Here is a 20,445-nt window from a genome sequence, read left to right as displayed (position 1 = left end):
AGGTGAGATTCTCTGACGAAGTCGACCGCGTGCTCCGCGAGGCGGGCTGGGTGCCTGGAAGGTGTGTGGACCCAGAACCGTGGCTGTCAGCCCTTGAAGCTGAAGGACTCAGCAGGCACAAGGCGGTCAGCGATTTCCTGGCCGAGTTCGGGGGGGTTGCGGTGAACATCTCGGGATCCGGAATCAGCCGTGCTCGTGAGCCATTCGAGCTCGACCCGATGTTGTGCATCGGCGAGGGAGACAGGTTCCTGGAATGGAGCGAGGAGATCGGAAGGTCGATTTTCCCCGTCGGTGAGCATGATATGGGCCGTTTCTTTCTAGGGGTCGACGAGCGTAGCGAGCTCTACCTGGTGGAAACTTGGGTGGCCTCCTTCGGTCCCATGCCGGAAGCGATGGAAAATCTGGTTCTCGGTGTGCAGCCGGTCAATGTAACTGACATGACTGGCTGATTCGCGAGGTGCTCTGCTGGCTTTTTGTGCAAGTCCTGCTTTTCTTGAGTTAGGTGAGGGCAAGGCCGGCGTGGCCACTCAAGTGCGCTTCCCTATCAGGGGAATCGTAGAGATGTGATGTTTACTTGGACCCCACTGGACCTAAAATCCAGTGGGGTCCAAGCTTTGGGCGTCGCGGAATCTATTAGCGTGCTGGGCCCTGCCTGGCACATGAGCACCTTCGGGCTGTCCCGTGCCCCTGATCAATTGCCTTGCCGGGTGATGCCGAGTTAACGATGCTGGGCCTGTGCCGGGACAGCGGAAGAAGAAACGCCATTGACGGGAGGAGGCGTCCTTCGCCTGACACCAACCCATCCCGCGTAGCCCTTGCCCCTTCCTGTGCCTCCAGGTGCCCCGAGCTGACCCGGACCGACGGCCGAAGAAAGGCCCCGACCGCACGTCTCGGGGGAGAAGCGCAGGCGGGGCGCTCTCGGGGCAGACTCTAGGCCCGAACCTGCTTCGGACCGGTCTCTGCAGCAGTCCTGGAGTACTCAGCGACTCGGCTGGCGACGATCGACCCCGGAGGGGCTGTGACGATCGTCGGGTGACTGGCGTGCTCCCAGAACTCCCGGTGCCCCGTCTTCTTCATATGCTCGTGTTGCCACGACTGCACGGCACTGCAGTCCTCCTTGACGTCGAACGCAGCCCCACACCCGTCGGCCCGGCACTCGACCGCGTACTCGGCACACACGCTCGGGTCCTGCGCCGTCGTCCAGTCGGCGAACCGCTGGAGACGCCTCACCTGGACCGCCCCTTTGCATGCGGGTGCCGGGCGATCTCCACGTTCGTGTCTGTCACCTTCGAGTGGTCGCCCTGCCTGCGGGCCGTATCCCGCTCCTTCGCCAGCGCTGAGCAGACGTCACAGCCATTCACAGGGCGGGGCTCCACATTCGGCATAGCCAGCGTCACCGACCTTGACGTAGTCGTTGTCATCTGCCGGACGCTATGCAGAAGCGGGGTCACCAACAGGGACAGGATGTCCCCCTCAGCCGGCCAGTACCTGTACGTCCTCGGCGAGGGCTACTGCGTCTGGCTTCAGCGGCCCACGGGCCTCCTTCACCAAGTCGTAGACCAGGGTCCGAGCAACCGGGGTGAACCTCACGGTCTCCGGTGACGCCTCCACGGCGCGCCTCATCCAGTGCAGCGCCCCGGCCTGGTCCTTGCGCTGCTTCTGCGCGCGCCCAAGCTCGATCAACACCCGTGAACGGCGCTCTACGCTCGGGACTGTGTCCAGGTCCACCGTTTCGGCCCGGCTCATCGCGGTCCCAGGCGTCCGCAGGTCTGTTGCCACGCTGACGGCGTGGATGTCAGCGTTACCCCGGCCGAACACCGTCCACGAATGGGCGTAGCCAGCGGGGAGTCGGCGTGCGGTGCGGTCGGCCTCGTCCCAGTGCCGCCATGCAACGCCCTCAGAACCCTCCCGCGCATGTGTGATAGCCGCGTGGAGGTGCAGGGCCCCGTAGACTCCCCGGATGTCGTCAGGGCCTGTCTCAAGGTATGGCTTGATGGCGTCGGCGGCTTCGGTGACGACACGGATTGCCTCTTCCGCGTAGCCGGATTCACGCAGCCCGTTGGCCCATGTCCAGGATGCCCCGGCGAGGCACAAGGGGCTGTCGGCTTCCTGTGCGGCGTTCCTGCCCCGGTCGGCGATCAACCAGTACAGCTCTGGCTCGACTGCGAACGCGGCTGCCTGCTGGGCGAGGTGGTAGACATCGGCGAGGACGGCGTACGCCTTCCGGCGCTCCGGCCCGTCGAGACGGCGGGGGAGCGCGGACGCGTCGCGAATGAGGGCGGGCAAGAGGGCGGAGACCTCCGACCGCTGGAAGCGGGACGAGTGCCACAACTGCCACGCCTCGGCCACACGCCCCTGAAGCATGTCCACGCTTGGCGGCTCGTCGGGAACAGCGAACAGCGGCCCCCGTAGGGCCTCACGGATCTCGGCAATACCCGGCAGCATCAACCGCGCGGATGGGGCGACCGGGGCAGGCGCGGCGTCACCTGTCAAGGCGCTCAAGTCACTGATCTTCAGGGCAGTTGCGAGCCTGACAAGGAGGGTGTGGTCACGAAGCTGACGCTCACCGGCTTCGATCTTCTTCAGCCAGTCGGGGCCGCGCCCAACCAGCCCTGCGAGCACGGGTCGTGTCATTCCGCGTCGTTCCCTGTAGAATCTAATCCGCTCCCCAGTGGTCATCCCGGCCGGGTTTGTCATTTCCGCTCCCTGTACGAGGCCAAGCCCTTCTGACGAGCGTACGCCGTGCGGACTGTGCGAACGAGTCGAGTTCGTCGCCTAGTTGACGTTCGTATGCATGAATCCGGCAACGCGGAAGACCCCCGACAGTCACCCCATGCAGGGGTGACCACCGGGTGGGCCGAAGGCGGTGTGTGGCCATGGGGTATAACCCGAGGAAGGCCCAGTAATGGAGCAGCCGAGGGCGAGGCCCTGGCCACTGCCGTTTACTCTGCTTGGTTCCCCCCACGCGCAGCCACTATCGGCGGCACGTGTGCCCGGAACTTGTTCTTCAGGTCGGCGCCGCGGATGACGCCTGCCGTGTGGTACGTCAGGCCCCATGCATCGATGGCCGAACCGTCCGCGAACATGCACATGTTGTGCAGGTGATCGCGGTCGACCGGGTCGCCCTTCTTGATCCAGCCGCCCGTCTCCGACTTGCGTTCGCCGAACTGGGTCGTGCCACCGAGCTTGGCGCAATAGGCGGCGGAGGGGTTGCCCACCGGGTGGGCGGGGAGGGCGGGTTTGCGGGTGTAGGCGAGGGAGGCGAGGGTCGGGGCGTCGGCGGCCAAGGTATCGGTAGGAAGGACGAGTTGGGTGTGGTCCTTGGACGATTGGAAGTGGCAGAGTTCGCGGATCGTGCCGAGGGGGGTCAGTTCGGCGCCGTTGTCGTAGTAGGCGCGGTATGCCGCCGGGTGGCCGTCCTGTCGGGTGCACCACGATGATGCGGCGGCGGGCTCGTCGGCCGTGGCCTGGGCGGTGAGCAGGAGTGTCGAGCCGGTGGCGAGAGCCAGGGCAGCGGCTGTGACACGTGCTCGCATGACGTCCTCCTGAGGGCCGGGTTCCGTACTGGGACGGGAGACAGCCTGGGGGAGGGATGGGAGGGCGTCAACGGGCCCATCAGGACAGTTCGTCCGCCAACAGGTCCATCAGGAGGCCGTCCTGCCACTTGCCCGTCAGCGGGTCCAGGGAGTACGCGCGCATCACCCCCACCGGCTTGAAGCCGACCTTCGCGTAGCTGCGGATCGCCGCCGTGTTGGCCGCCGCCGGGTCGATCGTCAGGCGGTGGTGCCCCCGGGTGCCGATCAGCCAGCGGGCGAGGGTACGGATCGCGTCGGTGCCGAGGCCCTTCCCCTGGTGGGCCGTTGCCAGGAAGACGTCGATGCCCGCATGACGGAACTCGGGGTCCGGCTCCTCCGCGAACTGGATGGCGCCGATCACCTCCCCGTCCAGGACGACGGCGAGCATGTCGGCGTAGTCCTCCGGGGGCGACCACCACGCCGCCACCGCCGGTTCCCGCACGATCCGGTCGAGCACCGCGGCCTCGTCGTCCGCCACGGGCCGCAGGACGACCCTCTCCCCACGCAACTCCATGGCGGACATTGTCGCCCATGACCAGCGCCGATCAACTTGCGGCCTGCTTCAGGGAACGGGGCGAGTCGACGAGCACGGCGGTGGCGCCGAGACGTGCAGCGGTACGCAGGTCGGCCGCCGTGTTGATGCCGATCATGACGATCGGTGTCCGGGCGGAGCGGGAACGGAAGCAGCCGACGGATTCAGGGGTCCACAACTGCGCGGTGACCGCGGCTTCTCCGGTGCCCAGCGTGAACTTCTCCTGCAGCGTCATCCGGCGCTCGAGCTCGAACCCCGCCCACGAGCCGGCCGGAGGCGCGCTCTTGCAGGCGTGTTCGAGGGCCACTTCGGCCAGCCGCTGCCGCGTGGCGTCGCGCGACTCGGCCACCTGCGCCCCGGGGACGCGGGAGAGCAGACCGGTGACCTCGGCATCGGTCGAGTACAGCTTGACGCGGCCCCACGCCTGCTGCTCGTCGAGGACGCGGGTCACCGCGTCGACGACATGCCGGGCGGGCGTCTGCTTGAGATCCAGGTAGATCTGCTTGCCCGCGGGCACGGCCGCCAGAGCCGCCTCCAGCGTGGGGATGCGGAGGGGGCGGGCGCGGTAGGGGTAGGAGCCGTCAGGGCCCTTGAAGCTATAGCCGGCGTTGAGTTCGTCCAGTTCGTCCAGCGTCTTGTCGGCCACGGGGCCGGAGCCGTCCGTCAGCGCCGACAGGTCGGTGGGGCGGTACAGGACGGGAACGCCGTCCTTGCTGGCCTGGACACTCAGCCATTCCCCGTCCGCCCCCGCCTTCAGCGACTCGGAGACGGCCAGCAGGGTGTTCTCGGGAAAGTCGCCGGTGCCCCCTCGATGGGCGACGATCAAGGGCTTCGTCCGCGCTTGGCCGGCCGGGGACCGGTCGGCCTGCGCGGAGGCGGGGGCGCTTGCCGTGAGCGCGGGAACGGCACAGGCGACAGCAACGGCGACAGCGGCGAGGGCCGGGACGGACCGGCGCCGTACCGCTGCCGCCGCTCCGTGATCGTGGGATGCCATAGGCGTGATCATAGGGAGGCAGCGGCTCCGCGCCGCTACCGCGCCCCCGCCAAGTGCCGTGCGAAGAATCCGCGGATCGCGCGGCGGACCGCCGGGACCGCTACGGCCGGGTCGACGGTGCCGATCAGTGCGGCCCTCTCCGCCGCCGTCATCAGCCCGGCGGCCTGGAGCCGGGGGACCATCGCGGCGTAGTCGGTGAAGACCCAGTGGTTGGCGTCGGCGATGCGCATGCTGCGGACCCGGCTGCGCGAGCGCGCGGTCACGGCCGACCAGGAACGGTCCATTTCCTGCCGCCGGTCGAAGCCCTCGCTGCCGAGCAGGAGCAGCGGCCGGTCGATTCCGTGCGCCGCGACAGGGAACGGCTCGGCTGCGCCGCCGGGGGCGGAGGGCGGGTAGTCGAGGTAGCCCTCCAGATTGATCCCGGCGCGCACCCGGCGGTCCTCGTACATCACCTCGGTCACGGCGCTCCCACCCGCCGAGTGCCCGTACACGCCGAGGCGGCGCAGGTCGAGCGTCTCCGCCAGCCCGCGCGGCAGCGGCAGACCGGCCGCCTGCCCGAGCCGGTCGATGACGTGGCGCAGGTCGGCGATCCGGGCGTCGACCATCGTACGGGCCACGGCCGGCCGGTCCCGCGGGTCGCCGCGGAAGACGGTCGTCCGCACGGTGCCGTCCCGGTACGGCCGGACGTCCGGGAACTGGACGGCGGCCGCGTCACCGGGGTGGTCGACCGAGACGACGACGGCGCCGTGGCTGGCCAGGTCCTCGGCCAGGGACGTACCCAGCCCGCGCGGGTCGCCGCCGCCCGGGCTGTGCACCAGCACCGGCCACCGGCCCGGCAACGGAGCCGCGCCCTCGTACGCGTGGGACAGGGTGGCACCCCAGTCCACGCCCGCGGCGGGGAGATGGAGGGGAGTGAGGGGAGCGATCGCTCCGAACGCGTCTGCCGCCTGCGGCGGCAACTGCGGAGCCGGGACGAGGCCGGTCACATCGCGGGCCGGGTAGTGGACCGTCAGCATGAGCTCCCGCACGGGGATCCGGGGATCCCACGGGTCGCGCCGGGAACGGTCGGTGAGACGGACCGGTCGGCACCCCACGGGGTGGGGGCCGGTGGGCGCGGGCAGGGTGAGGACGACGTCACCGGCTCGGGAGTCGGTGCGGGAGCCGGTGCGGGAGTCGGCATGGGCGTGGCCGCCGGCACCGAGCAACAGCGCGGCGGAGCCCGCGAGTACGGATCCGGTGACGGTACGTCGGCTGATGGAGAAGTCGTGGGTCATGGGGCGCATGCTCGCCCGCCCGTACGGTCGCGGACGATCGTTTAGGTTGGAGGCTCAAGGCTGGCGCCACCGGGGGGGGGACTTCCATGATCCGGATCCACTTCGCACCGGACGACTTCGCCCGGGTCGCCCTCGCCCCCAGACCGGCGCCGCTCCAAGAGCTCAATGTGGCACTGACGATGATGTGCCGCCGCGACGGGGAACTCCTCCACGGACCGTGGCGGCGCAGGGCGCTGCACACCCTGCCGAAGGCGGCCCACCCGCTCGCCGACCTCGTCCCGGCCGGGCCGGCGCCGAGCTTCCTGGACGTCCTGACCGATTCCCTCCCGGACGCCCTGGACCACGTCCGTCCGGCCTCGCCCGGGCTGGCCGGTGCCGAACTGGAACGCGTCTACGCAGCCGTGCGCACCCCCGCCCCCGCGTGGATCCGTGACCTGCACCGGGACGACCCCGGGGCGTGGCGCGTGGTCCACCGTGCGCAGCATGCGGCGTTCCAGGCGATGCTCGGCCCGGTCTGGGCGCAGGTACAGGATCTGCATCACGCCGAGTTCCTCCGCCGGGCCGTTCAACTCGCCGAAGGCGGCGTCGGTTCGGTGCTGTCCGGGCTGCTGCCGGGTGCCCGTCTGCACGGAGGCGTCTGGGAACTCCCGGGCAGGCCGCGGGAGGTCCGCCTCGGCGGACGCGGTCTGCTCCTCCTGCCCACCTTCCACTGGACCGGCGGGCCGCTGGTATCCGATCTCCCGGACCGTCCTGTCGCGGTCACCTACCCGGCGGGTACCGGCCTGCTGCCCCGGCCGGACGGCTCCGCCGGCCCGCAGGCACTGGCCAAGGTGATCGGGAGCACCCGTGCCGAACTCCTGCGCCTGCTGGCCGAGGAGCACACCACGACCGAGCTCGCCCGACGGCTCCGCGTCAGCGCCGCCACGGTCTCGGCCCACACCGCGGCCCTGCGCGGCGCCGGGCTGATCTCCACCTCGCGTGCGGGCAAGGCGGTCCTGCACCGGCGCACCGCGCTCGGCAGCCTGCTGCTACGGGGAGGTGCCTGAGAGCCGTCCAACGGGCCGGAACGCCGTCTGTCGGGTGCTTCGTTCCGCCCGCGCCCGTCCGAAGACGGGTTCGTGATCGTCCCACCCCTGTGAGTGATTGCAGCAACCACCCCCACGATCAGACGATTTACCCCGGATAGCAGCACACGGCAGCGACCACCTCTGGAGGCCCACCCATGCCATCCTTGCCCCGGCTCGCCCGCATCAGCAGCGTCATCGGATCGCTCGGGGCCGCCCTCGTCCTCGCAACCTCCGCCTCGGCCGCGCCTCTTGCCGCCTGCTCCCTGCAAATCGACGACGGCACGACCGTCAGCTCCCGGCAGGTCGCCGTCGGGCAGTGCGTCAATCCCTCCCTGACCACCCACATCCATAGCGTCACGGTCGGCAGCCGAGCCGGTAGTGGGAGCATGACGGCCTTCCAGTCCCGTAATTGCACCGGCAATGTCGTCAGGCAGGGGCAAAGCCCCATGTACTTCAACCCGCCCGTCGGTATCGGATCGGTCCGCATCGACTCCTGCCCCTGAGAACGGTGGGCCAGGCGGTGGCTTCGTTACGTGGCCAAGCCGAGGAATACATCGGCGAGTTCGCGCGGCCGGGAGAACATCGGCCAGTGACCGGTGTCCAGCTCGACCAGCCGCCAGTGCTCACCGGCCAGCAGTTCGGCCACGTCGTCGCCGGGCTCGGCTCCGGCGTACAGGCATATGACGTAGGTCGCCGGAAGATCGCCGAGTGGCCGCGCCAATACGGCGGGTTCGGTGAGCGTGGCGCCCGGGTGCGGCGTCGAGCCGGCCGCGATCCGGGCGATCTGCTCATCGGTGAGATCCTGGCCCTCGTAATAGGATGCGGGGACGAGCGGCCAGGATCCGCCGTTCTCGGCGATCGCCGCCTTCACCTCCGCCCCGCCGTCCGGCCAGGCGGAGAGGAACGACTCGCCGTCGGCCGGAACGCAGGAGTCGACGAAGACGACGCGCGCCAGCCGGTCGCCGATCCGCTCCGCGGCCTGGCCGACCGGGATGCCGGCGTAACTGTGGCCCACCAGGACGACATCGCGCAGATCCCGGCGTTGGACCTCGGCGACGATGTCCTGGACGTGGGTCTGCTGCCCGGCCGGCACGTCCCGCTTCTCGGCGAGGCCGGACAGCGTCAACGGGTGAGCGCCATGGCCGGCCGCACGCAGATACGGCACCACCTCGTCCCACGCCCACGCCCCGAGCCGCGCGCCTGCGACCAGTACGAAATTCGCCATGGCCGCACCGTAGCGGAGCCGTCCGACAACTGGCCCGGAAATACTTGCGATACGAGCCTATCCGCGGCTGCGGATCATCGACAGCAGCAGCCCGTGGGTCCCGGCGTCCGCGGCCACGAGAAGCCCCCGTCCCGTCGGCCCGGTCGGAGCGCCGTCGATTCCGGTGACGACGCAGCCGGCGGCCCGGCACAGGGCAATACCGGCGGCGAAGTGCACGCTCTCGGTCAGGTCACCGCCGTCGGTGACATAGGCGGCGCGCTTTCCGGCCGCGACCCAGGCCAGGGCCAGCGTCGTGGACACGACCCGGGGCCGGAAGCGTTCGACGAACCCGGGGTGGGCGAGCAGGTCAACCGCCTTGAACCCGGGCGCACTCGGAAAGGGCGGGTCCAGGTTCACGTCCACCAACCGGGAGGCCGCCGTGGGCGTCAGCCGCTCGTCGGCCCCGTCGCGCCGGACCCGGGCCGCCGCACCGTCGGTGAAGAAGACCTCGTCGGCGAACGGATCGGCCACCGCGGCCGGACCGTCGCGCAGGGCCACATTGACGGCCACCACCATGGTGCCGACGGCGTAGTTGAGCGTGCCGCACAACGGGTCCACCAGCCACTGACGCGCCGAGCCGGCCGCGCCCCGCTGCCCGCCCTCCTCGCCGAGTACGGCGTCATCCGGCCGCGCGGCACGGATGACGCCGAGGATCGCCTCCTCGGCCGTCACATCGGCGTCGGTGGCGAAGTCTCCGGCGCCCTTGTCGATACGGGTGAGCCGCTGTCCGTACTTGGCGTGCACGACCTCGGCGCCGGCACGTGCCGCGGCTATCGCCACTTCGGTGTCGTCAAGGCCTGTCCATGAGTTGATCACGGCGCGCACAGTATCGGGACGGTGTCGACGCCCGTGGGGCGGATCGGCAGCACCGCCCTCCGAGGTGGCGTCGAGGGCGACGAACAGGGTTCGTTCCGGCAACTCGCGTATTCCGGCAGGATGTTCCATGAACTGTGTGAACTCGGCCGGAACTGACAGGAGGGGAAGACGTGGACTCCGTCTGGGACAGCATCGTCGGCCTGACCGAAAGACTCGACCGGCACAGCCGGCACGACGGCGACATGCGGCGCGTCCTGCAGATCCTGAAGATCGGCGAAGAGGCCGGTGAGGCCGCCGAGGCCGTCATCGGCGTCATGGGGCAGAACCCGCGCAAGGGTTTCTCCCACACCTGGGCCGACGTCGAGGCGGAGGTGTGCGACGTGATCATCACGGCCATGGTCGCGTTGCAGCGGCTCACCCCGGACGCCCGCACGGTCTTCGCCGAGCACCTGGACCGCACTGCCCGGTGCGATCTCGCCGAAGGGAACGGGCGTTGACGAACGCATGGGTGCCGCCGGAGGAGTGCAGCGCGCGTCTGCAGAAGGTCACGATGTACGGGTCGTTGCTCTTCACCGACACCGCCGGACGTCCGCTGCAACTGCTCTCGTCCGTCGCCACGGGGGTGTGGCAGTTCCCCGGGGGCAACACCGACGCCGGTGAATCCCCCTGGGAGACGGCGGTGCGCGAGTGCCGGGAGGAGACCGGCCTCGACTTCACCGGCCCGCCGCGCCTGCTGGCCGTCCACTTCATGCCGTCGGTCGGGGGCTGGGTGGCGTGCCGGGCCGGGTTTATCTTCGACGGCGGGGCCCTCACCGATGAGCAGCTCGCGTCGATCCGGCTCGATCCGGACGAGCACACGGAGTGGCAGGTGCGGACGGTGGAGGACTGGGAGCGGTTGTGCGATCCGCCGACGTTCCGCCGCCTGGTGGCGGTGATGGCCGCGCGGCGGGGCGAGGGCGCGTCCTACATCGAGACGGGGGAGTGGACATGACCCGTTCGAAGAGCGTCCCGGTGGGCCGTGCCACCGGCCGTCAGCCGGCCGGGAGTTCGCTCCGCAGCAGGGGGTCCGCAGCCGTCCACCCTCCGGGCAGGGAGGGCTCCACGTCCCCGATCCGCTCGCCGTACGCGGCCACGGTCGCGGCGAGTTCGTCCGGGTGCTGGGACGCGGCAGGGTAGCCCGGCGCCCGTCCGGAGGGCGGCCGGTGCCGTGGCGCATCCGGTCTGCCGGATGAGGGGCGGGACCGTACCGCCGCCAGGGCGAGGGACCACATCAAAGCCCGCCCGGTCCGGGCCCGTTGCCGGTCCTGGTCGGTGGCGGGAGCGGTCTCGACGGCTTCGTGGAGGCAGGCCGCCGTCTCCGTGCCGGCGGTCAGCGCGGCAACGCGTTCCGGCCGGGCGAGCGTACGCGCGCCGAGGAAGTCGACGAGGGCCTCGGTCGCTCCTTCGAAGATCCGGTACACCCGCACGTCGCGGTGGAGCCGGGCGGCGGGGTTCGCCCCGTCGTACACATGCGGACAGGTACCCCAATGGGTCAAGGCCGTTGGGTGTCAGGCCAGTGAGGCCGTCAGATAGGCCTCGCCGAGGAGGTCATCGGCGGGCCAGGCCAGCCCCAGGGCGGTCAGCCGGGTGATCTCGTAGCGGCGGGTGGTGGCCAGGAGGGGCAGGAACCCCGCCCAGGCCCGCTGCAGCAACTGTTCGGCGGGGGTGGTGGCGGGGCCGGGGCCCAGGGTGAGGGCCGTGCCGCCGCCGAGGTGACGGGCAAGGACGCGGGTGACCGTGGTGCCGGGCGTGCCGCGCGGGTGTGCGATCTGATAGACGCGTGCCCGGGAAGGGTGTTCGCGTTCCAGGGTCTCGGTCATGACATGTGCCACGTGCTCCACGGGCAGGAAGTTGACGAGCGCGTCCTCGTGGGTGTCCGGCAGGCGGAGCCGCGCGACGGATACCGGTGATCCGGGGGCGGCGGGCGGCACCGTGCGGCCGAGGGCCGCCGCGATGGCCAATGGGTGCGCCGGGCGCCCCGGATAGGAGGGGGCGGCGGTGATCAGGGCGGGCAGGCGGAAGACGGCGGCGGCCCGGCCGTGGCGGGCACACCAGTCCTGGATCAGGAGCTCGCACAGGAACTTCGACTCCTCGTAGGGGGAGTTGAAACCGGAGGCGCCGTCCAATGGCGCCTCGGGTACGCGCCCATCGCGCCGTGCTCCCGCGACGGCCAGGGTGCTGGCATGACCGAGCAGGGCCCCGGGCCCCGCCGCCTCCAGCAGCTCCAGGATCCGGCGCATTCCCCCGGTGTTGCGGGTGTGGACGCCGGGATCGGCGGGGTTGAGGGAGATGTCGGCCGCACAGTGCCAGAGCATCCCGATGCCGTCGGCGAGCCGGTGGAAGGCCGTTTCGTCCAGGCCGAGGCGCGGCAGGGTGACGTCGGCCGTCACGAATTCCAACCGGCTTTCCAGCATGCGCAGTTCGGATTCCGGTGTGCCGCCGTGGGCCAGGAAGCGGTGGATGCGGGGCAGGGCCGGCGGGGAGCCGGGGCGGACGAGCAGGATCAAGGACCGGTGCCGGGTGAGGAGTTCGCGCACCAGGTGCAGGCCCAGGAAGCCGGTGCCTCCGGTGATCAGGACGGTCATCGGACGGGCGGCGGGCCGACGGCGTCGTGGTGGGCGAGGACCCGGTCGGCGAGCGTGGTGAGGCTGGTGCCTCCCAGCAGTTCCGTGGTGGGGAGCGCGCAGCCCAGGCGCTGTCGGACCAGCGTGGCGAATTCGGAGGCCATGAGGGAGTCGACGCCCAGGTCGTCGAGGGGGCGTTGCGGGTCGACGCGGTCGGCGGTGGTCTGCAGGACGCGGGCCAGCAGCCCGGTCAGGACCTCCATCGTCCCGTCCCGGTCTCCGCGGTCGGGCGCGGTGGCGGCGTCGTCCGGTGGCGCCTCGTCGGGCAGCAGGGCGCCGGTGCGGGGAGCGGACAGGCTGTACAGCAGTCGCCCGGCCCGGCCCCAGTCGATCCGGCCGACCATCACCACCTCCGCGCCGGGGTCGGCCAGCAGGGCGTCCAGCGCCGACAGCGCTTCGCCGACCGTGAGGTCGTCCGCGCAGAGCGGTGCCACGGTCCGTCCGGTTCGCCGGGCGCGGTGCACATGGCCGGTTCCGCCGATCGTCCCCCACTGGACGGCGAGGCCGGGCAGCCCGGCGCGGCGGCGTTCGCGGACCAGGGCCTCCAGCGCGGTGTTCGCGGCTGCGTAGGGTGCCTGGTGCATATTGCCCAGCAGACCCGCCACCGAGCTGTGCACGACGAAGAAGTCGAGATCGCGGTGCCGGGTGAGGTCGTCCAGGACCAGTCCGGCGGTCATCTTGGCATCGAGCACCGCCCGGACGCGGTCGTCGGTCAGCTCCTCCAGCGGGGCGTCGTCCAGCACCATCGCGGCGTGCACCACGCCGGCGAGGCGCCGCTGCGCGGCGTCGATGCCGGCCATGACGGTGCGCATGGCCGCCGCGTCCGCGGCGTCGGCGGCGTGCACGGCCACCTCCACCCCCTGCCGGGCCAGCTCCGCCAGCAGGGCCGGTGCCTCTGGAGTACGGATGCCCCGGCGGCCGACCAGGGTCAGGTGCCGGGCCCCGCGGGCGGCCAGGTGCGCCGCCGTCGCGGCTCCGAATCCGCCGAGGCCACCGGTGACGAGATAGGTGGCGCGGGGGTCCAGGGCCGGTGGGGCCGAGGGCGGGGAGGGCGGCGCCGGGTCCTCCAGGGAGACGACCAGCTTGCCGGTGTGCCGGGAGTGCTGAAGGCAGGTGAAGGCCTCGTGGACCTGGCCGGCGGGGAAGACGCGGTGCGGCAGCGGCCGGTACGCGCCGTTGCGCAGGGCTTCGCCGATCGCCGCGAGGTGGCCGTCGGCCACCTCGTCGGCCCGGTCGCACCAGGGGAGGATGTCGAAGGCGAAGAACGACAGGCCGCGGTCGAAGGCCGCGGTCGGCAGCGAGGTGTCGGCGAGGAAGTCGCGTTTGCCCAGTTCGATGAACCGGCCGTCGTGCCCGAGCAGTTCCAGGCTGCGGACCAGGGCCTCGCCCGCCAGGGAGTTGAGGACGACATCGACCCCCTCGCCCCCGGTGAGGTCGCGGACACGGTCGGCGAAGCGCAGGCCGCGGGACGGAAGGACGTGCTCGACGCCGAGCAGGCGCAGCAGGTCGCGCTTGGCGGGGGTGCCGGCCGTGGCGACGACCCGGGCGCCCACCCGCTGGGCGTACTGGACGGCTGCCAGGCCCACACCGCCTGCGCCCCCGTGCACCAGAACGGTCTCGCCGGCGCGGAGCCGGGCGAGGTGCCCCAGAGCGTGCTGGACGGTCAGAAAGGCGGCCGGGACGGTGGCGGCCTCGGTGAGGCTCAAGTGCGGGGGTACGGCGATGGCCCGGTCGGCCCGTCCCCGGACATGGGTGCCCAAGCTCCCCGGGGCCAGTCCCAGGACCCGGTCGCCGGGGGCCGGTGTGTCCACCCCGGGGCCCACGGCGGTCACTGTGCCGGCGTACTCCAGACCGGGGGCCGTCGCGGGCAGGGCCACCAGGGCGGTGGCCGCCAGCACATCGCGGTAGTTGAGGCCGGCCGCTCCGACCTCGACGACGATTTCACCCGGTCCGGGCACCGGTGGTACGGAGGGTCGCCAGTCCAGCCGGTAGCGCGGGCCGGGAGCGGAGAGCGTCAGCGTACGGGGCGTGGCGGGCCCACCGGTTGCGGGCTGCCGCGAGGGAGCGGGCGGGACGAGTCGGGGGACGAAACGCCCGTGCGGGGTGAGCAGGATCTCGTCCTCGTCGGATCCGGCCAGGATCTCCGTCACGAGCCGTTCCCCCGCTCCTCCGGTGCTGCCGGGGCCGGTCATGGCCACCCTGCGCACCCGCATCCCGGGGCATTCGTTGGCCAGTGTCCGGGCCGCGCCCCACAGGGCCGCGCCCGCGCCCGTGCCGGTGGGCGGACAGCGTCCGTCGTCCGCGGCGCCCGGGACCACCAGCCAGAGTGTCACCCGGCAGTGCGGCGGCAGGCTTCGGGCGGCGAGCGCGACGGCACGCAGCACGGCCGTCCCGTGGACCGCGCGGCCGGTGCGCTCCACAGGGGCGCCGTCGTCGGGGCCACCATCGTCGGGTGCGCACAGCAGCACCACTTCGAGGGAGGGGGAGTCCTGTCCGAGCCACCGCGCCCACTGCTCCGGATCCGTGCTGTCGGCCACGTCGTGGACCGACGCCGGGCCGATGCGGGTGCGCAGGGCGGACAGCAGGAAGGCGGGGTCGGCCGTATCGAGGGGCGCCACCAGCGCCGTGCACCGCCGGCCACCGCCCGCCACCTGGTGCGCGGTAGGTGCCGGCCGGGGCCGGCGGGCCGCGAGGAGCGCAGAGTAGGCATTGCGGGCGGGCTCGGCCGGGTGGCACACCTGGACAGTGCCGGTGAAACCGTGGCGTTCGAGCAACGGTGGCCAGGCCTCGCGGGCGAGCAGGGGACCGTCGGGGCGCAGATCGGTGTCGGTGGCGTGCCAGTAGGAGTCCAGCAGCCCGAACACGGGGGTCAGCAGCGAGCTGTCGTGGTTCTCCAGCGCGAGCAGCAGACCGTGGTCGGCGAGCAGTCCGCCGACGCGGGTCAGGGCCGCGGCCAGGTCACGGGTGGTGTGCAGGACGTTGGACGCGATCACCAGGTCGAACGACCCCTCGGCAAAGCCCTGTTCGCCCGGGTCGGCCTCCAGGTCGAGACGCCGGAAGTCGAGGGAGGGGAAGTCGCGGAACCGGTCGCGCGCCCGGGGGAAGAAGGCCGTGGAGACGTCGGTGTAGGTGTAGTGGGCCGAGGCGGGCGGCAGTTCGGGGAGCAGCAGAGCGGTGGTGCTCCCCGTGCCGGCACCGGCCTCCAGCACGCGCAGCGGTCGGCCCGGCGGCAGATCCGAAACCAGGGACTGCACCAGCAGCCGGGCGATCCGGTTGTTGTGACTGGCGGTTCCGTTGGCGTCGTAGTAGCGGGCCGCCACCGAGTCCGGTCCGGACAGCAGGAGTTCGAGTGGATCCTTCGTACCGCGCAGCACCGCGGCGAGGTGCCGGCCGGCCACTCCGAAGGCGTGGAACGTGGCGATCTCCTCGGGCACGTCGCGCACCGCCTCCTGGAAGACCCGGCGCGGGTCGGGGTCCAGGGCCGGTCGCCAGCCCCTGCCGGTGGCGGTGAGCGCCCCGCAGGACGCGGCGACCCCGGCCAGGGCGCGCAGCAGCCGGATGTGCCGCGGCAGCGCTCCGGCCTGCAGCAGGTCGTCGAGGGTGAACTCCGCGCATCCGGGCAGCAGTTCCCGGACTGCCGCCACAGTGGAGTGAGCGGACAGCAACCGTGCCCAGGAAAGGACGCGCCGATAGCGGTGGATGTCCTGGCGTTCCCCGAGCGAGGCCAGCCCGGCGGCGCAGCGGTCGACGACGGCCGCGGGTGCGGGCAGCGGTACGCCGGGCGCGGGCGTTCCGGGCAGCGGCGCGGCCCGCAGGACCTCGGTCAGGCGCGGGGCGTCGGCGATGCCGCCGGCTTCGGACGTGCGGCCGCGGACGCCGAGCAGTTCCAGGGCCACCGTGCCGTGGGCGTCGGCCGCCGTCATGTCCCAGACGGCCTGGCCGTCGGCCGTGGTCCGGGTGCGTACGTGCACGGTTCCGGCCGCCGGGAGGGGCTGCCAGCACCGTACCTCGGCGACTTCGGCGGGCAAGTGGGCCGCTTCGTCACCCGGGATGCTTCGCGCCAGCGGTGCCGCCGCCCGGAGGATTCCGTCCAGGAGGGCTGGTTCGTCGGTGACTTCGCCGGCAGGTGCGGCATAGTGGGCCAGCACCTCTGCGTCACCGGTGCGCAGCCCGGTCAGCGTGCGGACGGCAGGGGTGTGGTGGAGGCCCGCGCGGGTGCAGGACGCGTAGTGGTCGTCGGCGGTGATGAGGCCGGTCAGGCGGGCGGCGATCGCCGTCGCGTCGAGGGCCGGGGGGCGGTCGCGCAGCAGTCTGCGGATCCGGCAGCGGGCGTGCTCCTCCCATTCCCCGGACGGGCGTTGGCGTGTCGCGACGGTGAACTGCCCGTCGCGCGACAGCTCGCAGTGCAGCAGCGACTCCGGCACCGGAAGCTGCGCCGGTGCGGTGGGCGCCCCGGAGACGGTGAGGCCGGTGACCTCGACCGGGGCGTCGAGGACCGTGCGCCCCGCGGCCAGGGCCAGGGCCAGGTGTGCCGCGAGCGGTACGACGGCGGCGCCGGCCCCGTGACCGTCCGGCCGGATCGGGCCGCCGGGCTCCAGCGGCCGCTGCCAGGCCGGGTGCGGTGCCCGTTGCCGCGTGCCGAGCAAGGGGTGCACGGCGGCCGGGCCCTCCTCGTCGGCCGTGTCCTCGCGCCACCAGGAGGGGCTGCCGTTCCAGTGGTGTTCGCGCTGCCAGGGATGGGCGGGCGCGGTCATCACCCGCCCCGGGACGGGGAAGACCTCGCCCCAGTCGACGGCGGCGCCGACGGCCAGCAGCCGGGCCTGGGCAGTGTCCAGCGCCACCGGTCCGGCCGATGTACGGCGCAGCGTGGGCACGACGGCGACCGGCTCCGGCGCGTCGGCCGCCGCAGAGCGCAGATAGGGGCCCAGCACCGGATGCGGGCCGATTTCCACGAGGACGTCGCAGCCCCCGGGATCGGTCAGCGCGGCGACGGCCCGGGAGAACCGGATGGGTTCCCGCAGGTTGCGCCACCAGTGGTCGGCGTCCAGGTCCCGGCCCGCCACCTCGGCACCGGTGACCGTGGACACCATCGTGAGGTGGTTCTCGCGCGGGACGAGACCGGCCAGGCCGTCCTTGAGCATCGTGCGGACGCCGTCCATGGCGGGGCTGTGGAAGGCGTACTCCAGGTCCAGGTCCCGGAAGAACACCTCCTGCCCGGTGAGGTGGACGCCGAGCGCGGCCAGTGCGGAGTCCTCGCCCGCCACGGTCACGTCGTGGTCGCTGTTGATTCCTGCCACGACCAGCCTGCCGGACCAGCGCGGGTCCTCCAGGAGGCGCCCGGCCTCCTCGGCCCCCAGGCCGACCGCGGCCATCCGGCCCGATCCGGCGGTACGGGCCTGGGCCCGGCTGCGCTCGGCGATGACCCGGCAGGCGGCGGCCCGGTCCAGGGCGCCCGCGCAGTAGGCCGCCGCCACTTCCCCCACACTGTGACCAGTCACCGCCGAGGGCCGCACGCCCCGGGCGGCCAGCGCCCCGGCCAGCCCGGCCTGCAGGGCGAACAGCAGTGGCTGGGCCACCTCGGTGCGCCGCCACTGTCCGGGATCGCCCGGCCGGGCCATCTCCTCCAGCACCGACCAGCCCAGGAGCGGGGTCAGTTCGTCGTCCACCGCCGCCACCTCGGCCGCGAACGGCCGCTCCTCGGCCAGCAGTTGGCGCCCCATGCCGTACCACTGCGAGCCGTTGCCGCTGAACACGAACGCCACCCTGCCCCGGCCCACCGCCTTTCCCGAGGCGCCTGCCTCGGCCGGGCCGCCGTCCGCCAGCGAACGCAGCGCGCGTGCCGCTTCCCCGGGTTCTCGGGCGACCACGGCCATGCGGTGGCCGCCCCAGAGCGTACGGCGGCGGCAGGCGGTGAATCCGAGGTCGTGGAGATCGGCCGGCGCGGTGGCGTCGAGGTGCTCCGCCCAGCGACGGGCCGCGTCCGCCAGTGCCGCGGGGGTGCGTGCGGACAGCAGGAGCGGTGTGCTGGTGCCGGGCCGGTCCCCTTCCCGGGCCGGGGGAGCGGCGGCGAGCACGGCGTGGACGTTGGCCCCGCCGAATCCGAAGGAGTTGACGCCCACCACCCGGCGTCCGGTGCCGGCCAGCGGCCGCTCCTCGGCCACCGGCGCCAGGCCCAGCCCGCAGAAGTCGATGGCCTCGTTCGGCGGCAGCGCGTGCAGCGTCGCCGGGATCCGATCCTCCCGCAGCACCAGGACGGCCTTGAGGAGCCCGGCCAGCCCGGCCGCCGCCTCCAGGTGCCCCAGGTTGGACTTGACCGAACCGATGGGCAGGGCAGGGCCGGTGCGCTCGCGCCCCAGCACGACGCCCAGGGCCTCGCACTCCAGCGGGTCGCCCGTCGGCGTGCCCGTGCCGTGCGCCTCGACATAGGCCACCTCGTCGGGGGCGATGCCCGCTTCTGCGTACACCTGCCGCAACAGGTCCGCCTGGGCCCGGGCGTTCGGCAGCGACAGGCCGGTGGTGCGGCCGTCGGCGTTGGCGCCGCTGGCGACGACGACCGCGTGCACCCGGTCGCCGTCGGCGAGCGCGGCGGCCAGCGGTTTGAGTACGACCACCGCGGCGCCCTCGGCCCGGACGAAGCCGTCCGCCCGTGCGGAGAACGGCCGGCACCGGCCGCTGGGGGAGAGCATCGAGGCCTGGGAGAACCCGATGAATCCGCCCGGTCCCAACAGCAGGCTCACCCCACCGGCCAGTGCGAGGCCGCTGCGGCCGGTGCGCAGCATGACGCACGCCTCGTGCACCGCCATGAGCGCCGAGGAACAGGCCGTGTCCACCGCCAGGGACGGTCCGCGGAGGTCGAGGAAGTGGGAGACGCGATTGGCGGTGTTCGTCGCCGCGCCACCACTCATGCTGTACGCGTTGGCTGTGGCCGGCCGCCGCTGCTGGAGGTCGAAGTAGTCGTGCGTGGAGGTCCCCACCACCACGGCGGTGTCGCCGCCGGCCAGCAGCGCCGCGTCGATGCCCGCATCGTCCAGGGCCTCCACGGAGCACTCCAGCATCAGCCGCTGCTGCGGGTCCACCCGGGAGGCCTCCTTCGGGGACAGCCCGAAGAAGTCCGCGTCGAAGAGGGCCGGGTCGTCGGCCAGGAACCCGCCCGCCGCCGTGTACGAGCGGCCGGGGCGTCCCCGGCCCGGGGCATCGGTGAACTCCCGGGCGTCGAAGCGCTCCGGCGGCACCTCGCCGATCACGTCGCGCCCGGCGGCCAGCACCTCCCACAGGGCGTCGAGCGACCGGATGCCGCCGGGCAGCCGGCATCCCACACCCACCACGGCGACCGCGTCAGGCTCCGGCACGAGTGTTCCCTTCGTCCGTCCCCCGGCACACACCCTCCGGCACCCGCTCCAGGCATGCATCCGCTGGCACGGCGTTCGGGCGCCGCTACCGCCCGTCGGTACGCAGCACGTCACCCGTCCGGCCGACCTCGATTGCAGCGTCCGGGCAGCCCCCGGACAGTGAAGACGACCGACGGCGGAACCGTCACCGGCCTCGACCGGCTTCACGAGAAGGCGGGGAACGTCATGCACACATCCCGCACGACCTTGGCACTCACCGGGACGGCAGTCCTCGTCGCGACGGCCGCCGTGACCGGCTGGGCCGCGCACGCCAGGGTCCCCGTCACCCTCAACGTGACGCAGTCGAACGGCAATTGCAACGTCTCCTGGACGAAACCGGGGCTGACCTTCACCCCCGCCACCCCGGGAACCGGCACATCGTCGTACGCCCTGACCAACGGCACCGGAACGGTCACCATCGACCTCGCCCAGGCCACCGACCCCGTCGCCCTGGCCAAGAGCGTCAGCATGGGAGGCTCCTTCAGCGGAGGCTTCACGCTCACCGACGCGGCCGGGCGCTCGCTCCAGATCTCCGACGGTCAGGCGACCGCCCCCACCGGAGGCGCCTCGTATGTCGTCCGGACACCGTCCCGGCCGGCCGGCGTCCGCATACCCGTCTACGTCTACGAGTCGCCCACCATGCTGGTGCCCCAGGTCTCCTCCCTGCTCCCGCCCAAGGTCAGCGTCGCCGTCACGGAGGCCAAGGTCGACGTCACCCCCGAGTTCGCCCAGGCGCTCAACACCACGTTCGGCGCGGGCACGGTGAGCAGCGGGGCGCCGTTCGGTTCCTGCACGGCGAACGTGGTGACCTGATCCCTGGACGGGCCGATCCGGCGCCGTTACCTCGCGAGATGTGAGTAATTTCCGGAGCC

Annotated in this window: 17 protein-coding genes; 6 read left to right on the top strand and 11 right to left on the bottom strand. The window is 72.2% G+C overall.

Going from position 1 to position 20,445, the window contains the following annotated elements; all coding sequences use genetic code 11:
* The first annotated feature begins 2 nt into the window (after positions 1 to 2).
* The gene (locus AB8735_RS03025) at positions 3 to 449 is read left to right on the top strand and encodes an SUKH-3 domain-containing protein (protein WP_372405119.1); all 447 of its coding nucleotides are present in this window, start codon (positions 3 to 5) and stop codon (positions 447 to 449) included.
* Positions 450 to 930: 481 nt separating this feature from the next.
* Here the strand turns inward: AB8735_RS03025 and AB8735_RS03020 are convergent, their stop codons facing one another.
* The 6 genes from AB8735_RS03020 to AB8735_RS02995 form a co-directional block, all read right to left on the bottom strand.
* On the bottom strand, positions 931 to 1,230 hold the full coding sequence (locus tag AB8735_RS03020) for a hypothetical protein (protein WP_372405118.1): 300 nt from the start codon (positions 1,228 to 1,230) through the stop codon (positions 931 to 933).
* Positions 1,231 to 1,473: 243 nt separating this feature from the next.
* Positions 1,474 to 2,697 (bottom strand): multiprotein-bridging factor 1 family protein, encoded by a 1,224-nt coding sequence (locus AB8735_RS03015; protein ID WP_372405116.1) that lies wholly within the window; start codon positions 2,695 to 2,697, stop codon positions 1,474 to 1,476.
* 245 nt (positions 2,698 to 2,942) lie between these two features.
* Complete coding sequence (locus tag AB8735_RS03010) at positions 2,943 to 3,536, bottom strand: hypothetical protein (RefSeq protein ID WP_372405115.1); 594 nt, start codon at positions 3,534 to 3,536, stop codon at positions 2,943 to 2,945.
* A gap of 79 nt (positions 3,537 to 3,615) precedes the next feature.
* Positions 3,616 to 4,089, bottom strand: coding sequence for an aminoglycoside 6'-N-acetyltransferase (gene aac(6'), locus AB8735_RS03005; protein WP_372405112.1), 474 nt, complete (start codon positions 4,087 to 4,089; stop codon positions 3,616 to 3,618).
* A gap of 31 nt (positions 4,090 to 4,120) precedes the next feature.
* Positions 4,121 to 5,101, bottom strand: a complete 981-nt coding sequence (locus AB8735_RS03000) for a glycerophosphodiester phosphodiesterase family protein (protein ID WP_344026799.1) — start codon at positions 5,099 to 5,101, stop codon at positions 4,121 to 4,123.
* A 35-nt stretch (positions 5,102 to 5,136) separates the two neighbouring features.
* Positions 5,137 to 6,375, bottom strand: a complete 1,239-nt coding sequence (locus AB8735_RS02995; RefSeq protein WP_372405109.1) for an alpha/beta hydrolase family protein — start codon at positions 6,373 to 6,375, stop codon at positions 5,137 to 5,139.
* An 86-nt stretch (positions 6,376 to 6,461) separates the two neighbouring features.
* On the opposite strand from AB8735_RS02995, the gene AB8735_RS02990 reads away from it, so the two are divergent.
* On the top strand, positions 6,462 to 7,421 hold the full coding sequence (locus AB8735_RS02990) for an ArsR/SmtB family transcription factor (protein ID WP_372405107.1): 960 nt from the start codon (positions 6,462 to 6,464) through the stop codon (positions 7,419 to 7,421).
* A 176-nt stretch (positions 7,422 to 7,597) separates the two neighbouring features.
* Entirely contained in the window at positions 7,598 to 7,945 is a 348-nt protein-coding gene (locus AB8735_RS02985; protein ID WP_372405105.1) for a hypothetical protein, read from the top strand.
* Positions 7,946 to 7,971: 26 nt separating this feature from the next.
* Here AB8735_RS02985 and AB8735_RS02980 read toward each other — a convergent pair whose 3' ends face one another.
* On the bottom strand, positions 7,972 to 8,667 hold the full coding sequence (locus AB8735_RS02980; RefSeq protein WP_344026791.1) for an alpha/beta hydrolase: 696 nt from the start codon (positions 8,665 to 8,667) through the stop codon (positions 7,972 to 7,974).
* A 57-nt stretch (positions 8,668 to 8,724) separates the two neighbouring features.
* Entirely contained in the window at positions 8,725 to 9,522 is a 798-nt protein-coding gene (locus AB8735_RS02975; RefSeq protein ID WP_372405102.1) for an inositol monophosphatase, read from the bottom strand.
* Between the two features lie 170 nt (positions 9,523 to 9,692).
* Here AB8735_RS02975 and AB8735_RS02970 point away from each other — a divergent pair, with 170 nt between their 5' ends.
* Entirely contained in the window at positions 9,693 to 10,019 is a 327-nt protein-coding gene (locus AB8735_RS02970) for a MazG-like family protein (RefSeq protein WP_372405101.1), read from the top strand.
* Complete coding sequence (locus AB8735_RS02965; protein WP_372405098.1) at positions 10,016 to 10,513, top strand: NUDIX domain-containing protein; 498 nt, start codon at positions 10,016 to 10,018, stop codon at positions 10,511 to 10,513. Before AB8735_RS02970 ends, AB8735_RS02965 begins: the two co-directional genes overlap by 4 nt.
* Positions 10,514 to 10,553: 40 nt before the next feature.
* Here AB8735_RS02965 and AB8735_RS02960 read toward each other — a convergent pair whose 3' ends face one another.
* The 3 genes from AB8735_RS02960 to AB8735_RS02950 are packed head-to-tail and all read right to left on the bottom strand — an operon-like array spanning position 10,554 to position 19,534.
* On the bottom strand, positions 10,554 to 11,057 hold the full coding sequence (locus AB8735_RS02960) for a hypothetical protein (protein ID WP_372405095.1): 504 nt from the start codon (positions 11,055 to 11,057) through the stop codon (positions 10,554 to 10,556).
* A gap of 12 nt (positions 11,058 to 11,069) precedes the next feature.
* Positions 11,070 to 12,146 carry an SDR family oxidoreductase gene (locus AB8735_RS02955; protein WP_344026782.1) on the bottom strand — a complete coding sequence of 359 codons (1,077 nt, stop codon included), beginning with the start codon at positions 12,144 to 12,146 and terminating at the stop codon, positions 11,070 to 11,072.
* Positions 12,143 to 19,534: an SDR family NAD(P)-dependent oxidoreductase gene (locus AB8735_RS02950; protein WP_372405093.1), complete on the bottom strand. Its 7,392-nt coding sequence runs from the start codon at positions 19,532 to 19,534 to the stop codon at positions 12,143 to 12,145. Before AB8735_RS02950 ends, AB8735_RS02955 begins: the two co-directional genes overlap by 4 nt.
* A 159-nt stretch (positions 19,535 to 19,693) precedes the next feature.
* Here AB8735_RS02950 and AB8735_RS02945 point away from each other — a divergent pair, with 159 nt between their 5' ends.
* Positions 19,694 to 20,386 (top strand): hypothetical protein, encoded by a 693-nt coding sequence (locus AB8735_RS02945; protein WP_344026778.1) that lies wholly within the window; start codon positions 19,694 to 19,696, stop codon positions 20,384 to 20,386.
* Positions 20,387 to 20,445: the final 59 nt, after the last annotated feature.

Source organism: Streptomyces luteireticuli, from assembly GCF_041519305.1.
Taxonomy (GTDB): domain Bacteria; phylum Actinomycetota; class Actinomycetes; order Streptomycetales; family Streptomycetaceae; genus Streptomyces; species Streptomyces luteireticuli.
This window is presented reverse-complemented; position numbering and strand designations above follow the sequence as displayed.

Bases quoted from the DNA above. Each gene is read 5' to 3' on its own strand.
- AB8735_RS03015 (WP_372405116.1), bottom strand. From the start codon at position 2,697: ATGACAAACCCGGCCGGGATGACCACTGGGGAGCGGATTAGATTCTAC.
- AB8735_RS03010 (WP_372405115.1), bottom strand. From the start codon at position 3,536: ATGCGAGCACGTGTCACAGCCGCTGCCCTGGCTCTCGCCACCGGCTCG.
- AB8735_RS03000 (WP_344026799.1), bottom strand. From the start codon at position 5,101: ATGGCATCCCACGATCACGGAGCGGCGGCAGCGGTACGGCGCCGGTCC.
- AB8735_RS02995 (WP_372405109.1), bottom strand. From the start codon at position 6,375: ATGACCCACGACTTCTCCATCAGCCGACGTACCGTCACCGGATCCGTA.
- AB8735_RS02990 (WP_372405107.1), top strand. From the start codon at position 6,462: ATGATCCGGATCCACTTCGCACCGGACGACTTCGCCCGGGTCGCCCTC.
- AB8735_RS02985 (WP_372405105.1), top strand. From the start codon at position 7,598: ATGCCATCCTTGCCCCGGCTCGCCCGCATCAGCAGCGTCATCGGATCG.
- AB8735_RS02980 (WP_344026791.1), bottom strand. From the start codon at position 8,667: ATGGCGAATTTCGTACTGGTCGCAGGCGCGCGGCTCGGGGCGTGGGCG.
- AB8735_RS02955 (WP_344026782.1), bottom strand. From the start codon at position 12,146: ATGACCGTCCTGATCACCGGAGGCACCGGCTTCCTGGGCCTGCACCTG.